The following is a 19,273-nucleotide window of genomic DNA, read 5'->3' as shown; positions in this document are numbered from 1 at the left end:
GGGAGTACTATCTGTCCTGTGCCGAGCAATGGGACGGTCGGTACAGTTGCGTCATCGCCACGGCCGACAGGATCTACGGGCCCTACGGTCGTCGCTACGAGGCCATTCCGCACGGCGGGCATAACGTGTTCTTCAGGGACGAGGTAGGGGACTGGTGGTCGACCTACTTCGGCAGCGACGGCAAGGCTCCCTGGCAGGAGAAGCCCGGAGTACTGCGGGTGCGGTTGGATTCCCCCGGCCGAGTTCGTCCGGCGGGCAGCCAACCTGCCACTCGGCCCCGATGAATCACCGCTTGTGGTGCACCAGTACGTCCGGCATCTGAGACGGACGCCGTTCTGCCTGTCGTCGTCGGCGATCGATGGGGGTGCTCTCCGCTTCCCCTTTCGCGCTGAGACAACTGCCCGCCATCGCTCCTCTCCTCCCGGCGTCGAACGGGTGGATTTGCGGACCGATGTCGGTCCGGAGGCACGTCGGGTGTGATTCACGGGGGCGGATACTTGCCGGTAGGTTCGCTCGGTTGGGGATCCGGCCTGCAACGGTTCGCCGCCCTTGTGCGCTCGGGCGATGGAAGTCAGCCTATGCGGTCGAGTCCTCGTCCTCGCGCAGCTGCCGGTCGATCTCGTCCAGTTCGGCGACAAGATCGATTCGCCGCTCGTTCTTGTCGGCGTAGGTGAGCGTCGACGTACCCGAGACCAGTGCGTCGAGTTCGCGTTTCAGGTCGCGCTGCTGTTCCACGAGCCACGCTCGTTGTTCGGGTGTCATTCGCATGGGTTCACCTGCCTTCGGGCGAGCTTGCCCAGCTAGATCATAGTCGGGTTGTGGCTGGGGGGAAAGGCAGGCCCGGCCTCGGCGAGACCGGCTTACCGGACGCAGGCCTATTGCCCGGGAGCGCTTTTCGGGTAGGCTGACGGCGGTTTCTGCGATTGGATGGAGGTTCTCATGATGTGTGCGTTTCGGAAGGAGCTCGGTTTCTGCCTGGCCCTGGTGATGGTGGCGGGTCTCGGATGCACAACCGGGCCGCTGTCGCCGTTCGTCCGGTTGACGTACCCGCCGACGAAGACCCAGGATGTGGTGGACGACTACCACGGGACCAAGGTGGCTGATCCCTATCGCTGGCTGGAGGAGATTGAATCGCCGGCCGTCAGGGAGTGGATCGACGCCCAGAACAAAGTGTCGCGCGCCTACTTGTCCAGGCTGCCCCGTCGTGACGAGATCAAGCAGCGGCTCACGAGATTGTGGGATTACGAGCGTTTCGGCGTTCCGGTGAATCGGGGTGGGCGGTATTTCTTTCTGTACAACAACGGCCTGCAGAATCAGTCGTCTCTCTGCGTCGCGGACTCGCTGACCGCCGCCCCGCGGGTCCTGCTGGATCCGAACAAGATGTTCGCCGACGCGACCGTCGCCTTGGCCGGCTGGGAGGTGAGCGAGGACGGCAAGCTCCTGGTCTACGGTACTGCGTCCGGCGGATCCGACTGGATCGAGTTCAGTGTCTGCCGTGTGGATACGGGCGAGAAGCTGCCCGATCATATCAAGTGGGTGAAGTTCTCCGGAGCTTCCTGGACCAAGGATGCTCAGGGATTTTACTACAGCCGGTATGACGAGCCCGCCGGCGGCCAGGAGCTCAAAGGCGTCAATTACTTCCAGAAGCTGTATTACCACCGTTTGGGAACGCCCCAGTCGGAGGACCGCCTGATCTACCATCGTCCCGACCAAAAGGAGTGGGGATTCAGCGGTTCGGTCACGGATGATGGTCGCTACCTGATCATCACGGTCTCGCAGGGTACCGAGACGAAGAACCGTGTGTACTATCTCGATTTGCGGGCTAACGGCGGCGAGGTTGTCCGGTTGCTGGACGGATTCGACGCCCAGTACCGCTTTATCGACAACGAAGGGCCGGTGTTCTGGTTCTTCACCGACCTGGATGCTCCGCGTGGACGGGTTATCGCCGTGGACATCCGCCAGCCGGAGCGGAGGAACTGGCGGGAGCTGATTCCGCAAGCTGCCCAGACCTTGCAGGATGTGGCTGTTGTGGGCGACGCATTCGTGACTGTCTATTTGCAGGACGCCCATTCGCAGGTCAGGTTGTTTGACCTCCAGGGTCGTTTCGCCCGTGATCTCGCGCTGCCGGGCATGGGTACGGCGGGGGGGCTGTCCGGGCGCCGCTCGTCGCCGGAGTTGTTCTACTCGTTTGGCGAGTTCACGACTCCGACGACCATCTATCGGCATGACGTGCGCGACTGCCGCAACGAGGTTTTCAGGGCTCCTCAGGTGGACTTCAAACCGGCGGACTACTGCTCGAAGCAGGTTTTCGTTACCAGCAAGGATGGCACCCGTGTTCCCATGTTTATCGTCCACCGGAAGGGACTGAAGCTCGACGGGCTGAATCCGACGCTGCTCACCGGCTATGGCGGCTTCGATATCTCGCTCACGCCGTATTTCTCGCCCGCCAACCTGGTGTGGATGGAACTGGGCGGTGTGTTCGCTCTGGTCAATCTCCGCGGCGGCGGCGAGTACGGGCGAGAGTGGCACGACGCCGGTCGGCTGAAGAACAAGCAGAACTGCTTTGACGACTGTATTGCCGCGAGTCAGTGGCTGATCGACGGTCGCTACACGAGCCCGAAGAGGCTGGCAGTTGCTGGAGGAAGCAACGGTGGTCTTCTGGTTGGGGCGGTTATCACCCAGCGGCCGGACTTGTTCGGTGCGGCCCTGCCCGCAGTGGGCGTGATGGACATGCTGCGGTTCCACCGCTTCACGATTGGGTGGGGGTGGGTTTCCGACTATGGAAGCGCCGATGATCCCGAGATGTTCAAGGTGCTGTACGCGTACAGTCCGCTGCACAACATTCGCCCGGGCACACAGTATCCGGCCACGCTGATCACGACCGGCGACCATGATGACCGGGTCGTGCCTTGCCACAGCTTCAAGTTCGCGGCGGCTCTCCAAGCAGCACAGGTTGGACCGAATCCCATCCTGCTTCGGGTCGAGACCCGTGCGGGGCACGGAGCCGGCAAGCCCACGGACAAGATTATCAACGAGACCGCGGATCGGTGGGCGTTTCTGCTGGCGGCGCTGGGCAGATGAGTCACCCGCGTTTGGGTTGCCGCGGCGGCTTGCTGCGGCGGTTGGTGATCCGTGTTGGGCGGCCAGGCCGCGACGCCGGTTTCAATCGGTTTACGGCTTGGTCCCCAGTAGGCTTCGACCTCTCGAGGCGCGGGTCACTCGCACTTAGGATCCGGATCGATGCCGGTCCCGCTGAAGCAATGCTGGAAGAGACCGAAATCGACCTGATCCACATCGCTGTCCTCATCGAGGTCCCGAGTGCCGCACGTGGATGGATCGGAGAGCGGCATGAACGGCCCGCTGAAGCACGCACGGAGCAGGGTGAGGTCGTCGGCGTCCACGTCGCCGTCGCGGTCGAAGTCAGCCTTGACGATCGGCGGCAGGTGGACGATCCACGCCTCGCGGTTACCGTCCGGGTTGACTCCGTTTCCGGCGATTTCCCGGCCGTCGTCAGAAACGGCGATCGCCTCTTCGAGTTGCCAGGTACCCAGGTCGAGATGGAATTGCTGGGTCAACACGTCTTTCAAGTCGTGAATCCCGCCCACGTCCCAGATCACCGCGCGGCTGCCTTCCAGCGAATCGCTGGAGCCGACGATGATCGAACCGTCCGCTGATATGTCCATCGCCTGGCTGAAAGCGCCCTCGGGCAGAAAGCCGAGTCCGGTCATGATGCCGGCCTGCCAATGGAACGCCTCAATGCCGTCGGCGGACCAGCTGTACCCGACGGCCATGGTGCCGTCCGGGGTGACCGCCAAGCATGAGCCCAGGTAGCCGGGTGTCGTCAGGTAACCTAATGCGGTGACCGTGTCCCCCACCCAGCGAGCGGGTTCCTCATCACCATTCGGTTGGCCTCGCCCTACGATGACACTCCCGTCGGCGGATACAGCGTACGCCCGGCTGTTGAACGCTCCACCGGGGATGTCACCGAGCCCGATGATCGTGTTGGCCTGCCAACGGACGGCTTCATCGCCGACCGGCGATGTGCCCCACCCGACGATCACCGAACCGTCGGCGGAGATGTCCAGTGCCTCGCTTGCAGTGCCGCCCGAAAGGTGTCCCAGGCCGACGATCGCCCCTTCCTGCCAGCGAACAGCTTCCAGGCCGGTGGGCGACTGAGCCGATCCGACCACGATTGCGCCGTCGTTCGACACGGCTCGGGCGATGCTCTCGAAGACGCCCCCGGCGAGATCGCCAAGCCCGGTCATGGTGCCGTTCTGCCACCGGAAGGCCTCGATGCCGGACGCTGATACGCTTGAGCCGACCACCACGCTGCCGTCCGCAGCGATGCCGTGAGCCGTGCTCTCGTAGTTTCCTTCAGGTAAATCGCCGAGGCCGGTGAAGCTGGCGCCGCCAAGAGCGACCAGCGGGAAGACGGCTACCAGGACTAGGCCTGGGATACTGTGTCTCATGGGTCCTTCCTCTCCTGTTGCCCCCGTTTTGTCTCAAGGGGAATACCGTACGTCGCGACACTCCACGGCTGGCGCTCGTTCAACCATGCCGAGCTCACGCCCGAGGCTCGATAACTGGTGACGGCTGCCAGGGAATACCCTGTCTTGGATTATTCTCCCGCATCGGCCTCGAATCAAATCCTTTATTGACGGTCGTTCGTCTGACCCTCGCGGTGCGTTCCCGATTGGGCCAACCGGCGGCTTCGGGAGACGCGAAGCGACGCGGGTCGCGCAGACAAAGCGGGCCGACCACATTCGATTGGCCGGCCCGCGTGTTGTCTGTCGCTCATGTTGATCGGGTATCAGCTTTCTCGGACTTTTCGGAACCCGCAAAGCCCGAGGCCCATGGCGGCCAAAACGACCGCGCCGGGGGCTGGTACGACGGGCGAAGCCTCGGTCGGCTTGCCGTAGAGCTTGGTGCCGCAGTAGCCAGCGTTCTGGTTCGAAACGTACCAGCCACTTCCCCACTTGGACCAGTCCAGACCCGGCGCCTCTCCGCCCGTGTAGCAGAGAGTGAGAGCGCCGGTCAGATTGAAATTCGCATCGGCCGTCGCGACCTGGATCGTCAACCCGGTGTAGTCACTGGGCTTGCCCGCGCCGCCCGCGGTCTCAAAGGTGGCTGTGAAGGCGCCGGACTGGCCCAGCATCCACCAGCCATCCGTGAGCTTACCGCCGGCGTAGGCGTCTGAGCTGGGAACGAAGGACTTGTCCACGCTCTGGATGTGGCTATTGGCGGTGATCACGTGCATGCCGATGTAGCGTGCCCCGCCGGTAGCAAACGCGCTCTGCGTGATGCTATTGGTGAACCGAGGTGAGCCAATCGGCTGCAGCGTCATGCGTGTCAGATCGCCAAACGCGAAGGGGGCGCTCAGCAACACGATAACAACACTTGCTGGTTTAAAGAACCTCATTCCCGGTCTCCCGTCTACTTCGGCAGCGATTCTCAGGCGATCGCGCCAGACTCAACTGCCCCCCCGACTCTGAACTTCTCCACTGTAGCCGAACCTGGAGATGCGGTCAAGGGCCCGCGGGCTTTTTTCTCGCTTTTCCTCCGATTCTTGCGGGAGTTAGAACAAGAGCGGTAATGCTGTCTGGCGGGCTTCCGTCACTCGGCGTGGACTTCGTTGCAGAGCTAGGAGCTTGGCGCGGCGTGATTCGTGTATGGGGCGCTGGGCTCGCGGCCAAGATAAGGGCGATAACTCAACTGAGGGCAAGGGGGTTGTGCAGATTCGCGAGGCGACTTGACCTTTGGTTGGGTCGATCTATTATCGGTTTCGATCGTGTCGTGGACAATGCCGGAGGTTATGGTCTGGTGGGTGAGGCAGGCCGCTGGCGGTTAGATGACGCGGGCTTGGAGTATGAGGCAAGGGTGTCGGGCCAGGCCAGGGTCTCGGGTCGCCGAACCTGGAAAAGACCCTGGATCATACTCGTCAGTTCAACGGTGTCTGATGCTGGTTCGCTGCTAAACTAGCTCGTCTTTGAGGCTTAGAATGACGACAAAATGTGAAGCCGCCTGGCCGATGCCGTCCGGTATCCGTCCGGTATGAAGTGAAAGTGTTTTTCGTGTCGTCGGGCGAACCGTGTGGTAAGGAGGGTTGTCGGTGGGGACGCGGTGGTGGCTGGGCTGTGGCGTGGCGACGATTGGCGTGCAGCCAGGGGCTCTGGCCGGTGATGCCGGGTGAGGTCGTCCTGACCGCCGGCCAGTGCTGGACGACCGAGGCGATGCGCCGACGGCTTGTCGGTGGTCCAGGTCATAAGCTTCTGGGTTAAGTGGGCTTAAGGCCAGGCAGGCCTGCAGCCGACGGGGACGGAGTCTAGTCAGGGATGGGAGGGAGGGCCGCGATGAAAGCTTGTAGACGGTGTGATTGCCAGGCTCCTCGCACAGAGGGCGGTAACTCGAATCGTCCGGGAAGGGGCGCAGAATCGGAGCATCCTGTTGACTGCACGGCGGCTGAATGGTATGATTGCATCTAGGATTGAACTGCTACGGTGATTATCGATTTGCCTCGGGGTAAGAGAGATGCAATAATCTCGGGAAGCAGCACCGGTCGGCGTGGATGAGAGCCGGCAACGGTGTGAGAGGAAGGATCGGGAAGTGGCGGGGTTTGAGGATCGACAGTTCGGTCCAGTGCGCTCCGACTTGGATGAGCCGGTAGCTCGCGTTCGATCGCTGGGCGGCCGGCCAGAAGCTCGGAGAGGTGTGATTCTTGCGGGTGTACATGCGTGGGGCGAATCACCCCTTGAGCAGGTATGTGCCCGCCCCCTCCTGCCAGTGGTTGGTCGGCCGTTGGTTTCCTATATTCTTGAATGGCTTTGTTCGGGTGGAATCACCGAGTCGAGCATTTGCGCGAACAGTGACACGCCCGCGTTCCAGAGTTGCCTCGCGTCGGGTGAGCGTCTGGGGCTTCGTTTGACGTATGTAGAAGACGTCATGCCGCGCGGTCCTGCGGGTTGCCTGTTGGATGCGGCGGCCAAGTGCGGGGCCGACACGTTCGTCGTTCTCGACGGGGCCCTGATCCCACAATTCGACTTGGCGGCGCTCATCGAGGCTCATGATGCTTCCGGGGCCGCGGTGACGATGGTGGTCAGCGACCCGAGAGGGCGAATGGAGGGTGGCCGGGAGGCCAAACTGGAGCCGGTCGGCATTTACGTTGTGTCACGTACGGCATTGGCATACATTCCTGAACGGGGCTATCAAGACATCAAGGAAGTGTGGATTCCGCGGCTGTATGAGTCCGGGGCGCGCGTGATTCCCTACGTCGTGGATCGGGATGCGACGCTGCGCGTGGTCGATGCGGCGTCCTATGTGGCGGCGTGCAACTGGGCCCTCCAGCGTTCGCTTCGATCGGACGCGATTTCGGACGAGTATCTGCGCGTGGGTCAATCGCTGGTTCACCGGTCGGCCGAGGTGGCCGCCAGTGCCCGCTTGGTGGGCGCGGTGGTGGTGGGACCGAACTGCAGGATCGAGGCGGCGGCGACGGTCGTGGGCCCTGCCACGATCGGGCAGGGGGCGAGGGTTTGCCGCAACGCGGTGGTATCGGGCTCGATGATCTGGTCGGGCTGCATCGTCGGCCCGCAGGCCTTCGTGATCCAGTCGATCCTGGTGGACCAAGCCAAGGTTGAGTCGGGTGATACTGTTCGGGGAACGGTTCTCGGCGTATCGGTCACGGACCGAAGCGTCTCGTCCAGGGAGGTGGCATACTGGGGCGAGATGGGCGGTGAGCCCCGGCCGACAGGCATGGGTGTTGGTTTTGCCGCCGCCGGGTGAGTTGCGGTGTGGGGAGAGGGCTGAGCGAGCGGACCGTGGCCTGCGGAGGGCCATGGGTTGCTGGGGAGGCGGGGGGATCGATAGCTGTCGTAGAGTCTGTCCTGGAATCTGGATGTCGACCTGGGAGGGTGGGCCGGCAGCCGGGAGGTGATGGGGAGGGAGGCAGACTCGCAGTTGTCGTGCTGACTTCAGGACACCCTCTGAATCAAGTCTCGATGGCCTGGGGGGATCGACCGGGTTCGTCGTGTCGCGGAACGTCTATTATCGTGACCATTCGACACCGCTCGTACTTGAGGGCCCCGATCGGTTTCCTCACAAACGACCGCTGCCATCTTTCAGCGGACTGGGTGACTCCGTGCATCTGATACCTGTCCTTCTCGATTCACGATTGCCCTTGTGTGGAAACGGGAATGCCCGGGACACGCTGTTGACGCTGCCCTTCGGCACCGGGTCGGTTCTGGACTACCTGCTCAGCGGTTTGGAGGGCTGTGGAAGCAGCAGCACCCTGGTTTACGCCAACCGTTCGCCGATCGATGGGTACGAGTCTCGATTGAAGGGGAGTGCATCCGGCCGGATCGAGGTCGTAGGTCTCGAGGAACTCAACGATATCGCCGAGAGGTCGGAGACCTCGGACTTCCTGTTCATGGTTGACCCGCGACGATGGCCCACGGCCGGCTATGATCTTGCGGAGCTCATGCGCCGTGGGCGGCGGTACCGAGGGGCCACGCATGCGGTCGCGATCGGCGAGGATCCGGAGCGGACCCGTGAGGTTGTGGAGCGAGATCGGCAGGGCAAGGTCAAGCGAGTTCGGCGCCTGTACAATCGGATGAGCTGGCCGGAGGTTCAGTCGACCGGCGTTTTTGTTTCGATCGTTCCGGCGCAGTCGCTGCGGGATGTACGGTTCGTCTCGCTGGCCGAGCTAAGAGCGGCGCTGGCCGCCAAGGGCGTGTTCACTCAGGACCTCCCGGTGCGCTCGGATGTTCACGATCTCGGTGACGAGTGCGGGATTCTCGCTCTCGGTGAGAGCATGGTGCAGCAGGTGCTCAGCGAGCCTGTGCCGGACGGCTACTCCGTGGCCAAGCCGGATGTCCTGGTGGGGAGAGGTTGCCGGATTCACCCGTCGGCCAGTCTGGTCGGCCCGTTGATCGTGCAGCACGATGCGGTGATTGACGAGGGCGCGACGGTGATCGGTCCCGGCCTGATCGGCCGGGGAGCGAGGATCTGCAGGCGGGCGGTGGTCTCGCAGGCCATGGTCGGACGTGAAGCGGAGATTGTGGCCGACTGTGGGGTGACCCAGAGAGTGGTCAGCGGGCGTCACGACGGCGCGAGCGAAGATGCCTCTTCGGCGATCGGGACGTTTGTTGTTCCGCGGAGCATTCGGGGTGGAGCCCGGATGGGCACCAACGGAACGTTGCTCAGACCAGTGAGAGTCCGACTGGATCGTCGTCGACGGATGCAGCTGGCCGTCAAGCGGATCGTGGACGTGGTCCTTTCGTCGGTCGGCTTGGTCGCCCTGTCGCCGCTGCTGCTGCTGACCGCCGTGCTGGTGAAAGCGACCTCGGCGGGTCCGGTGTTCTTCGTTCACCACCGCGAGCAAAGGAACGGCCGGGACTTCCCCTGCCTGAAGTTCCGTACGATGCGGGCCGACGCCCACAAGATCCAGAGAGAACTGTATGAAAGGAACGAGGTTGACGGCCCTCAGTTCAAGATGGCCGACGACCCGCGCATCACTCCGCTGGGGCGGTTGCTGCGGCACGCCAACATTGACGAACTCCCCCAACTGATCAACGTTCTGCTGGGGCACATGAGCCTGGTGGGTCCCCGGCCATCGCCGTTCCGTGAGAACCAGATCTGTGTGCCCTGGCGGAGAGCGCGACTGTCCGTCCGGCCGGGAGTGACCGGCCTGTGGCAGTTGTGCAGGCGGCGGGGCGAAGAAGGCGATTTCCATGAGTGGATCTACTACGACATGGCGTATGTCAGGAACCTCTCCTTCTGGCTGGATCTGAAGATCCTGTTCTACACCGTTATCACCAAGGGTGGGAAGAAGCGCGTGCCGTTGTCGCGCCTGATTGGCGAGGCAAAGCCGGGGAACGGCGCCGGTCAGCGGCCGGCGGCCGGCGATCAGCGATCGACTGCCCGTGTTCAGGTTTCCGCAGGCTCCGCCGAGGCGCGGTCGGAGGCGGAAAATGGCTACGGGGAGACCGGCGAGGGGGCGCGGACGGAGGTCGAGTCGGCGGCGGGGTGACGGCCTGCTGCTTGCCTCGACAACGAGAATTCTGAGTCCGGCAGGATGGATGCCGGTTCCTCGACGAGATGTCAGACACCCTCAATTCCTCCTGGAGAAACAAATGCGCAGCTTCTCAATCCATGGACGGTTTCGACTTGTGCTGGTCTTGCTTGCGGCCGCCTTCGGTTCGGGCGGTTGCGTGCCTTCGTTCGATGTGGGGGCGGTGAGCGAATACTTCCTGTATCTCGGTCTGGAGGATGAACTCGCGACCGCACCGGTGATCGACACATTCGATGGCGAGTGGATCAGCTCGGTGCACGTCTATGCGGTTCAGATCACCAACCGGACCGGGGTGCTCACCCTCTCCAACTCGCTGTTCCGGCAAGTAGGTGATCCCGTTCTGGTGATCCCCGAAGCCACGGGCGACTCGTTCACCGGCCGGCAGATCTTCAGCGACGGGAGTGTGTACGACGTCAAGGGACTGCTGGCCGACGCCAACACGCTGGTCATGGCCGGGCACGGCATCACCTGGACGATGACCCGCATCACCCCTGCGAATGTGGCCCCGACGGTCAGCGCCGGCGCGAATGCGAGCATCACGTTGGCTCAGCAGGCCTATGTCGATCTCAACGGCGCGGTGATCGACGACGGATTGCCGGCGGGCAGTACGGTGACGACGACCTGGACCCTGGTCAGCGGTCCCGCGGCCGTGACCTTCGGAGACAGCCACGCCCTGTTCACCTCTGCAACATTCACCCAGGCTGGAACCTACGTTTTTCAGCTCGAAGCGACCGACAGCGAGAAGAGCGCAACGAGCACGGTGACGGTGATTGTGCATTGAGTAGCGGTCGGCAGTGAGCGGTTAGCGGTCAGCGATCAGAAAGCAGGAGTAGGAGAGACGAACGCCGGACGCCGATCGCTTTCCGCGGACAGCTGATGATCGACCGGCGATGGCTTCTCCATGAGGAACCCCCGATGATCAAGGACGTGACGGTCAAGAAACTGCGCGTGATGTGCGACGAGCGCGGGCGGCTGATGGAGATGCTGCGCAGCGACGACGAGTGCTTTAAGGGGTTCGGGCAGGTCTATCTGACCTCTGCCTACCCCGGCGTGGTCAAGGCATGGCACTACCACCGCAAGCAGTGGGACCACTTCGTAGTGGTCAAGGGCATGATGAAAGTCGTGCTTTATGACTCGCGCGAGGGCTCGCCGACCCACGGTGAAGTCAACGAGTTCTTCATGGGGCCGCACAATCCCATCCTGCTGCAGATTCCGCCGATGGTCTACCACGGCTTCAAGTGCATCAGCGAGACCGAGGCGGTGGTGGTGAACACGGTGACCGAGGTCTACCACTACAAGGAGCCGGACGAATATCGGGTCGATCCACACCGCAACGACATCCCCTACAACTGGGCTAGAAAGGACGGCTGAGCATGAAGGGCGTTATCCTTGCCGGAGGACTGGGCACGCGATTGATGCCGCTCACGCGGGTGACCAACAAACACCTGCTGCCGGTCTACAACAGGCCGATGATCCACTATCCCATCGAGTGCCTGGTGAATGCCGGGATTCGGGACATCATGGTCGTGACCGGCGGTGATAGCGCGGGCGACTTCCTGAAGCTGCTGGGTAACGGGTCGGACTTCGGGCTGGAGGACATTCACTACACCTATCAGAAGGGAGAGGGCGGGATCGCCGATGCCCTGCGGCTGGCGGAACACTTTGCCGACGGCGACAAGATCGTGGTGGTCCTGGGCGACAACATCATTGAGAAGAGCATTCGCAAGGCGGTGGGGGACTTCTTCACCCAGCGGCGCGGGGCCAAGATCCTGCTCAAACAAGTAGAGGACCCCGAGCGATTCGGGGTGGCGGAGATCAAGGGTAACTCGGTGGTCAGTATCGAGGAGAAGCCGTCGAACCCGAAGAGCAACTACGCGGTGATCGGCATCTACATGTTCGATGCCCAGGTGTTTGAGATCATCAAGACGCTCAAGCCCTCGGGGCGGGGCGAACTGGAGATCACCGACGTCAACAACGCTTACATCGCCCAGGGTACGATGACCTATGAGATCCTGGACGGCTGGTGGACAGATGCGGGCACGTTCGACTCCCTGCTGAAGGCGACGAACCTGGTCGCCCAGGGGGGAGCGAACCGGACCGACGACGAAGTTGAAGAAAGTGCTGGGAAGTTGACTGCCGCGGGGGCCCTGGCATGAAGAACTACCTGGTGACGGGGGCCGCGGGGTTCATTGGCACGAACTTCGTCCGGCAGGTGATCGAAGAGTGCCCAGATGTCCGGGTGGTTGCCTTCGATCAGCTGACCTACGCCGGCAACCTGGAAAACCTCGAGGGACTGCTCAAGCAGCCCCGGCTCCAGTTCGTCAAGGGCGACATCTGCGACCCCAAGGCAGTGGAGAGCGTACTGGCCGGCGGCATCGACGTGGTGGTGCATTTCGCGGCTGAGAGCCACGTCGACCGGAGCATCATGGGTTGCCAGGAGTTCATTCGGACCAACGTCGCGGGCACTCAGGTGCTGCTCGACTCCGCTCGGGCCCACCAGGTGGAGTTGTACCTTCAGGTCTCGACGGACGAAGTCTACGGGTCGCTCGGACCGACCGGCCTGTTCACCGAGCAGACGCCGTTGCATCCCAACAGCCCTTACAGCGCCTCGAAGGCGGCGGCCGATCTGCTGGTGCTCTCCTACCACCACACGTATGGCATGCCGGTCGTCATCACCCGGTGCTCAAACAACTACGGGCCCTTCCAGTTCCCGGAGAAGCTGATCCCGCTGTTCATCACCAACCTGATGGAAGGCAAGAAGGTGCCGGTCTACGGCGACGGCATGAACGTGCGCGACTGGATCCACGTTTCCGACCATTGCCGGGCGATCCGGCGGGTGATCGAATCGGGCAAGCCCGGCGAAGTATACAACGTCGGCGGCAACAGCGAGCAGACCAACATCGCCATTACCCGTCGGCTGCTCGAGCTGCTGGGCCGTGACGACTCCTCTATCGAGTACGTCCGTGACCGGCCGGGCCACGATCGCCGATACGCCATTGACGCGTCAAAGATCGCCCGGGAGCTGGGCTGGCGCCCGCAGGTCGCATTCGAGCAGGGGCTGGCCGACACCGTCGCTTGGTATCGCGAGCACGAGAGCTGGTGGCGGCGGATTAAGAGCGGCGAGTATAGGGCGTATTATGAGCGGCAGTATGGGAGGGAATAGCGGTCAGCAATTAGCTGTCAGCGGTCAGTAAGGCGTGCAAAATCGAGAGTCCAAAACCGAAGCACCGACGGCTGATGGAGCCGTTGACTTGAATCAACGCTCTTCACTCATTTGTGTCGTCGGCGCGAAGGGAATGCTCGGGCAGGAACTGATGAGGGCGGCGAGCCGGGGAAGCGATCAGCGGTCAGTGGTCAGCGGTCGCCATGAAGAGGGCATCAGATCGGCAGAGTGCCGCGTGGTTGGCTTGGATATCGAGGAAATCGACATCACCGAGCCGGCCAGCGTGGATGCAGTGATGGACGAGTTGCGGCCGCGGCTGGTGATCAATGCCGCCGCATACACGGATGTGGACGGTTGCGAGAGCAACCGGGCGATGGCCATGGCGGTCAACGCCGAGGGGCCGGCGAATCTCGCCCGGGCTTGTCAACGGCTGGGGGCGCGACTGGTGCACGTGAGCACGGACTACGTGTTTGATGGCTGCAAGGACTCGCCCTACCTGCCGGAGGATCCCGTCGATCCGCAGAGTGTTTACGGACGTTCCAAGGCGGAAGGCGAACGGGGGATCCGGGAGATCCTGACGGACTACGCCATCGTGCGAACGAGTTGGCTGTTTGCCGCGGGAGGCAAGAACTTCGTCAAGACGATTCTCAAACTGGCCGGCGAGCGCGACGAGCTGCGCGTGGTGACCGATCAGGTGGGGCGGCCGACGTACGCGGCAGATCTGGCTCAGGCGCTGGTGCAGATTGGAGAGCGCCCGGCGATTGGCAGTCAGCGGGGTGTGGGGGCACGAACCGGTCATTTCTGCAATGCCGGGGCGTGCTCGTGGTTCGAGTTTGCGGCCGAGATCGTCCGTTTGAGTGGCAAGCGGTGCCGGGTGCTGCCGACGACGACGGCCGACTTTCCGCGCCCGGCGAGGCGGCCGGCGTACTCTGTCTTGAGCACCGATAGCCTGGAGCAGGAGTTCGGTATTCGGCCGCGTGACTGGCGCGAGGCGCTGGCCGAGTGTTTGGCGAAGCTGCAGCGGAGAGGATAAGGCGGGAGAACGGTAGGAGGAACTGTCCGACGACGGGCGGCTGCGGGCACTTGTTGCAGATATGGGAATTCCTGGTAGAATCCCCTGGGACTCAGCGGCGCAACTTCGGGCTGTGAAGGACGGGCCTTTTCCTGATGTCCATTACAGGCAGAGAGGGGCAAGCCCCGGCCGAACGCTGGCTGCCGATCGACGAATGCTGATGACTTTACCATGAGCACCCGCGCAGCGAAGACTGGACCCGGTTCGACCGGTAAACACGGCGGATATGCTCCGGCGGGGCAGGACCGTTCCGGAGGGGCGCCTCATGGACACGGGCAAGGCGGCCAGAGCCGTGGGGGAATGGCCGTGGTCGGTGTGGGTGGTAATCGGGACGTCAACCGATGGTCGATGGTGGCCGTACTTGCGGTGGGTTTCGTCTGGAGCTACTGGCCGACACTGACAGCCCTGTGGAACCAGTGGCAGATCAACCAAGACTACTCGGCGGGTCAGCTCGTGCCGCTGGTGGCGTTGTACGTGATCTGGTCGCAACGTGCGGAACTCGCCAAGCTGCCGGTGCAGGCTTGTTGGTGGGGATTGGCCGTTCTGGCCGTTTCGCAGCTGGCCCGGATGGCCGGTGTGCTGATGGGTTACGGTTCAGTCGAGCAGTATTCGGTCGTCCTGGCGCTCTTCGGATTGACCCTTTTCACCGTGGGCTATCCGATCACGCGGCGGCTGATTTGGGTGTTCGCGTTCATGCTGCTGCTGGCCCCGCTGCCCCGGCGGATCCATGACCTGCTGGCGATGCCGATGCAGAGTTTCGCGACCAGCTCTGCGGTCTTCGGGCTCGAGTTGCTGGGCTACCTGATCGAGCGACACGGCAACGTACTCACGCTGAGCGCCGGTAACACGATCGCGGTGGCCGAGGCGTGCAGCGGGCTGCGGATGCTGACCGCGTTCATCATGGTGGGTGCGGCCCTGGCATTCGTGATTCACCGGCCAGTGTGGCAGAAGGCGGTGCTGGTCCTGGCTACGATCCCGGTCGCGGTGCTGGCCAACACGCTTCGATTGATTGTCACCGCCGTGCTGTACGAGTCGGTGAACAGCGAGGTGGGCGAGAAGTTCTTCCATGATTTCGCGGGCCTGACCATGATGCCGTTTGCGTTTGCGGTGTTGATCGGCCTGTTGTGGGGAATGAAGTGGGTATCAGTGAAGCCGGCAGCTTCGGGGTGATCAGCACTCAGCGATCAGTGGTCGGCAGTCAGATCTGGAATGAGCGGCCGGCAAGAGGATGTTGAAACGCCGAAAGCAGAGGCGACAGACTACTGACAGCCAAGAACCGAGCGGTCGTTTTAAATGCCTGAGAACAAAGGAACAACCAAGAGATTGAGTCGGGTAACGGTGGTGGTCGCCCTGGGGGTCCTGCTGGCCGGCGGTTTCGGACAGCGGTGGGTAGAGCGGCTGTTGATCGCTGCCGATGAGACACCGGTGGCCCTGAAGAGGCCGTTGTCCGAGTTTCCGATGCAGATTGGCCCGTGGCAGGGCACGGACGTCCCGATGGACAAGCGGGTGCTGGAGGTGGCCGGAAATGATGCCCAGGTCTACCGACGGTATGTGAATACCGAGACCCGGGATGTGGTGGACTTCTATCTGGCGTTCGCGGTTCGGCCGGCCAAGATGTTGGGACACCGCCCGCAGGTCTGTTACCCGGCTCACGGCTGGGTGCCGGCGGAGACCCGGAAGGAGCATTTGCTCCTGCCTGACGGGCGGGAGCTGGAGTGCCTTGTGCACCGCTTTACCCGGAAAGGGGGGGGTAGCGGGGGCGTCGGACTGAGCGATCCGAACGGCGAGGCCATGGTGGTGCTGAACTACTACATCGTTGCCGGCCGGTACACGACGGAATGGACTGATTTCTGGGGTCCAAAGTGGCGTTTGCCGAACCTGTCGCGAGATCCGAGCATCTACGTGGCCCAGGTCCAGGTGAGTGCGGCCCTGGTGGATGTCAAGGGCGCGGGTCCGGCAGAGGAGTTGATCAAGCGGTTTGCGGCCGGGGTGGGATCGATGATTGAGGGCATATTGCCGCGTTCTGGGGAAGGCGCGGCCAAAGGTTGACGTCCACGCCAACAACCGATAATCTGGTCGTCCATCTCCTCAGGTTCGCGCGCTTCGGACAGGCCGTCTTGTCTGGAGGGAAAGGGGAGAGGGCCCCTGTTCTGGCGTGGCATCAGCTGCGAGAGGGGCGCGGGTCTCCGGATGCAGGGGCTGGCGAGTGCTAAGGTGTGCCAGGCGGAAGTGACGGAGGGGGATCGGTGGAGGTGGGTGAGTGAGGTGGGAGGAAGAAGCTAACGTCAACCATGTCGAGGATGGCGGCGGAAGGAAGCACGAAGGCTGGCGCCACATCAACACAGGCGTTCACGTGCTCGGACTTTCGGGTGAATGCCCCGCTTCCTTCTGAAAGATGATCGTCCGATAGTGGATGACATAATGGGAGCTGCGGAAGGACCGGTAGAGCTGCCCACCTTGCCATCCACCAAGAGACAGACTGCGGTTTGCCTTAGCTGATTTTTTATCTTAGCCTCCCATTCTGTTGAGCTAGGTGCTTTCGGCAAGATGGGAGGTCCGCGCATGCGAGCCTGCAGGGGTGTTAGGTCTACATCCAACAAGAGGGCTTATGGGAGTGGCCACCAATACGGACGTAGGGGGACGAGCAAGGTCACTCGCCGGCGATTGGCGGAATGCGGACCGGCCAGGCTGGCCCTGGGCTGTCTGTGTCTTCTGAGCTGCCTGGGCCAGACTTGTGGCATTCCCAACCCTTCCGCGCAGGATGACCAGGTTGCCGGCTTCCATCCGCAGAATCCGAGTACGCAGCCGAGCCCCGAGGATCCGTCCGGTAACGAGCCGATCGATCCTGCTAGTGTAACCGTGAGTGCGGACGCAGGCCCCGACTTGGTCATGGATGAGGGAAGCACGGTCACGCTGGATGGTTCGGAGAGTACCGGAACAGCAGAGACAGTTTACAGCTGGGCCCAGCTTTCTGGCCCACCGCTCACGTGGCAGACGACCAGCGACAACAGGATCCAGTTCACCGCTCCGGAAGTGAGCCAGGATACCGAACTCGTCTTCACGCTGACGCTGACGACGGGCTCGGCATCCGTCTCTGATGCCGTGATGGTCCTCGTGAGGGACACGAGCCCGGCAGTTCAGCCGTACGTGGTCAGCATCGCGATTTCGGCCGACCAAGCCGTGGTCGATGCTTCGGTGCCGGTGAGCTACAGCGCGACGATTGTTGAAGGACAGACGCAGTCCGGTGATGTCTTCTCCTGGTTGTACGGTGATGGTAGCACGGAAGAGGGCCCGGAATTGAGTCGCAGTCACTCGTTCTCGAAACCGGGTGTTTACCTTGTGTCCGTTTGTGTGGCGGCCACTACAGGCGGCGTCCTGCAGACCGCCTGCAGCGAGAAGACGACCACGATTGTGCGTTTCCCGCCCCCGAAGCTCAACGTCGTGAGGGCCCTGGACGGCGCGTCCGCGATGATAACGATGAGCTGCGAGTCCCAGCCTGCGCAGGACTTTCAGATTCGGTACACGCTGGATGGCTCAGTTCCCACCAAGGCCTCAGCACTTTACAGCGGCACCATCAGCTTGCGCAAATCCGCCCAGCTGACCGCGCGGGTTTTTGCGGCCTCCACCGATGCCGACAGCAGGATTGCGAGCGACGCGGTGACGACATCAGTCGTGGTGACGCCGCCGACGAGTTCCACGCCGGGCAACACTCCCGTGGAACCCGGCCGACTCGTGATTACGCCCTCGGATGTGATCGCATGCTCAGGCAATCAGGGCGGTCCGTTCGGACCGGCGGACAAGGCCCAGGCGACTTACACGCTGACCAATCCTGGCGGCAGCGCCATTGAATGGTCGGCCAGCGCGAACGTGGCCTGGCTGACGCTCTCTTCGACGAGCGGCTTCCTGGATCCGGGAGGCTTCATTCCCGCCCAGCTAAGCGTGTCGGTCGACCAGGTCGAGGCCGGCAAGCTGGCGGCCGGAAGTCACACCGGCACGGTAACCTTGACGAACGTGACAAACGGCTTTGGCAACGACACGCGGATGGCGTATGTGACGGTAGACGCTGTCGCGACCACCGTTGCAACGCCGACGATCAGTCCGAACGGAGGGAGTCATACGGATTCTGTCTCCGTGGCGCTGGCCTGTTCCACGGCCGGGGCGACGATCCGGTATACGACGACCGGCAGCGACCCGACCGGCAGCTCGACGATCTACACCGGGCCCGTCACGCTGACTTCGAGTGCCAGGGTGAAGGCGAAGGCGTTCAAGAGTGGCTGCACGGACAGTGCATTGGCGTCGGCCAGCTTCACGGTGACGCCCTCGCCGGTGACGGTTGCGACGCCGACGATCAGCCCGAACGGAGGGAGTCATACGGATTCTGTCTCCGTGGCGCTGGCCTGTTCCACGGCCGGGGCGACGATCCGGTATACGACGACCGGCAGCGACCCGACAGCCAGTTCGACGATCTACACCGGGCCCGTCACGCTGACTTCGAGTGCCACGGTGAAGGCGAAGGCGTTCAAGAGTGGCTGCACGGACAGTGCATTGGCGTCGGCCAGCTTCACGGTGACGCCCTCGCCGGTGACGGTTGCGACGCCGACGATCAGCCCGAACGGAGGGAGTCATACGGATTCTGTCTCCGTGGCGCTGGCCTGTTCCACGGCCGGGGCGACGATCCGGTATACGACGACCGGCAGCGACCCGACGGCCAGTTCGACGATCTACACCGGGCCCGTCACGCTGACTTCGAGTGCCACGGTGAAGGCGAAGGGGTTCAAGAGTGGCTGCACGGACAGTGCATTGGCGTCGGCCAGCTTCACGGTGACGCCCTCGCCGGTGACGGTTGCAACGCCGACGATCAGCCCGAACGGAGGGAGTCATACGGATTCTGTCTCCGTGGCGCTGGCCTGTTCCACGGCCGGGGCGACGATCCGGTATACGACGACCGGCAGCGACCCGACGGCCAGTTCGACGA

General features: G+C 62.9%; 15 protein-coding genes. 12 read left to right on the top strand and 3 right to left on the bottom strand.

Annotation, left to right across the window (positions count from 1 at the left end; translation table 11 throughout):
- The coding region (locus KA354_22495) for a glycoside hydrolase (GenBank protein MBP7937422.1) at window positions 1-284 on the top strand (284 nt) is incomplete at its 5' end.
- A gap of 292 nt (window positions 285-576) precedes the next feature.
- Here the strand turns inward: KA354_22495 and KA354_22490 are convergent.
- On the bottom strand, window positions 577-768 hold the full coding sequence (locus tag KA354_22490) for a hypothetical protein (protein MBP7937421.1): 192 nt from the start codon (window positions 766-768) through the stop codon (window positions 577-579).
- A 219-nt stretch (window positions 769-987) separates the two neighbouring features.
- Between KA354_22490 and KA354_22485 the strand changes: the two genes are divergently transcribed.
- The gene (locus KA354_22485; GenBank protein MBP7937420.1) at window positions 988-3,081 is read left to right on the top strand and encodes a S9 family peptidase; all 2,094 of its coding nucleotides are present in this window, start codon (window positions 988-990) and stop codon (window positions 3,079-3,081) included.
- A gap of 134 nt (window positions 3,082-3,215) precedes the next feature.
- On the opposite strand, the gene KA354_22480 is transcribed toward KA354_22485, so the two are convergent.
- On the bottom strand, window positions 3,216-4,469 hold the full coding sequence (locus KA354_22480) for a PEP-CTERM sorting domain-containing protein (protein ID MBP7937419.1): 1,254 nt from the start codon (window positions 4,467-4,469) through the stop codon (window positions 3,216-3,218).
- A 341-nt stretch (window positions 4,470-4,810) separates the two neighbouring features.
- Complete coding sequence (locus tag KA354_22475; GenBank protein MBP7937418.1) at window positions 4,811-5,419, bottom strand: hypothetical protein; 609 nt, start codon at window positions 5,417-5,419, stop codon at window positions 4,811-4,813.
- A gap of 1,289 nt (window positions 5,420-6,708) precedes the next feature.
- Here KA354_22475 and KA354_22470 point away from each other — a divergent pair.
- The 10 genes from KA354_22470 to KA354_22425 all read left to right on the top strand — a co-directional run.
- Window positions 6,709-7,776 carry an NDP-sugar synthase gene (locus KA354_22470; protein MBP7937417.1) on the top strand — a complete coding sequence of 356 codons (1,068 nt, stop codon included), beginning with the start codon at window positions 6,709-6,711 and terminating at the stop codon, window positions 7,774-7,776.
- A gap of 355 nt (window positions 7,777-8,131) precedes the next feature.
- Window positions 8,132-10,021, top strand: a complete 1,890-nt coding sequence (locus KA354_22465; GenBank protein MBP7937416.1) for a sugar transferase — start codon at window positions 8,132-8,134, stop codon at window positions 10,019-10,021.
- Between the two features lie 103 nt (window positions 10,022-10,124).
- Window positions 10,125-10,844: a PKD domain-containing protein gene (locus KA354_22460; GenBank protein MBP7937415.1), complete on the top strand. Its 720-nt coding sequence runs from the start codon at window positions 10,125-10,127 to the stop codon at window positions 10,842-10,844.
- A 134-nt stretch (window positions 10,845-10,978) separates the two neighbouring features.
- Window positions 10,979-11,434, top strand: coding sequence for a dTDP-4-dehydrorhamnose 3,5-epimerase family protein (locus tag KA354_22455; GenBank protein ID MBP7937414.1), 456 nt, complete (start codon window positions 10,979-10,981; stop codon window positions 11,432-11,434).
- 2 nt (window positions 11,435-11,436) lie between these two features.
- Window positions 11,437-12,219, top strand: a complete 783-nt coding sequence (locus tag KA354_22450) for an NTP transferase domain-containing protein (protein ID MBP7937413.1) — start codon at window positions 11,437-11,439, stop codon at window positions 12,217-12,219.
- On the top strand, window positions 12,216-13,226 hold the full coding sequence (gene rfbB / locus KA354_22445) for a dTDP-glucose 4,6-dehydratase (GenBank protein MBP7937412.1): 1,011 nt from the start codon (window positions 12,216-12,218) through the stop codon (window positions 13,224-13,226). The genes KA354_22450 and rfbB overlap by 4 nt, the downstream gene beginning before the upstream one ends.
- A gap of 133 nt (window positions 13,227-13,359) precedes the next feature.
- Window positions 13,360-14,259 (top strand): dTDP-4-dehydrorhamnose reductase, encoded by a 900-nt coding sequence (gene rfbD / locus KA354_22440; GenBank protein ID MBP7937411.1) that lies wholly within the window; start codon window positions 13,360-13,362, stop codon window positions 14,257-14,259.
- 210 nt (window positions 14,260-14,469) lie between these two features.
- Window positions 14,470-15,468: an exosortase/archaeosortase family protein gene (locus KA354_22435; protein ID MBP7937410.1), complete on the top strand. Its 999-nt coding sequence runs from the start codon at window positions 14,470-14,472 to the stop codon at window positions 15,466-15,468.
- A 153-nt stretch (window positions 15,469-15,621) separates the two neighbouring features.
- The gene (locus tag KA354_22430; protein MBP7937409.1) at window positions 15,622-16,347 is read left to right on the top strand and encodes an EpsI family protein; all 726 of its coding nucleotides are present in this window, start codon (window positions 15,622-15,624) and stop codon (window positions 16,345-16,347) included.
- An 840-nt stretch (window positions 16,348-17,187) separates the two neighbouring features.
- On the top strand, window positions 17,188-19,273 hold a 2,086-nt coding region (locus KA354_22425), incomplete at its 3' end, for a chitobiase/beta-hexosaminidase C-terminal domain-containing protein (protein MBP7937408.1).

The sequence above is a fragment of the Phycisphaerae bacterium genome, assembly GCA_018003015.1.
In the GTDB taxonomy this organism is placed as follows: Bacteria; Planctomycetota; Phycisphaerae; order UBA1845; family PWPN01; genus JAGNEZ01.
Note: the sequence above shows the minus strand (reverse complement) of the source record. Positions and strands in the feature narration are given on the sequence as shown.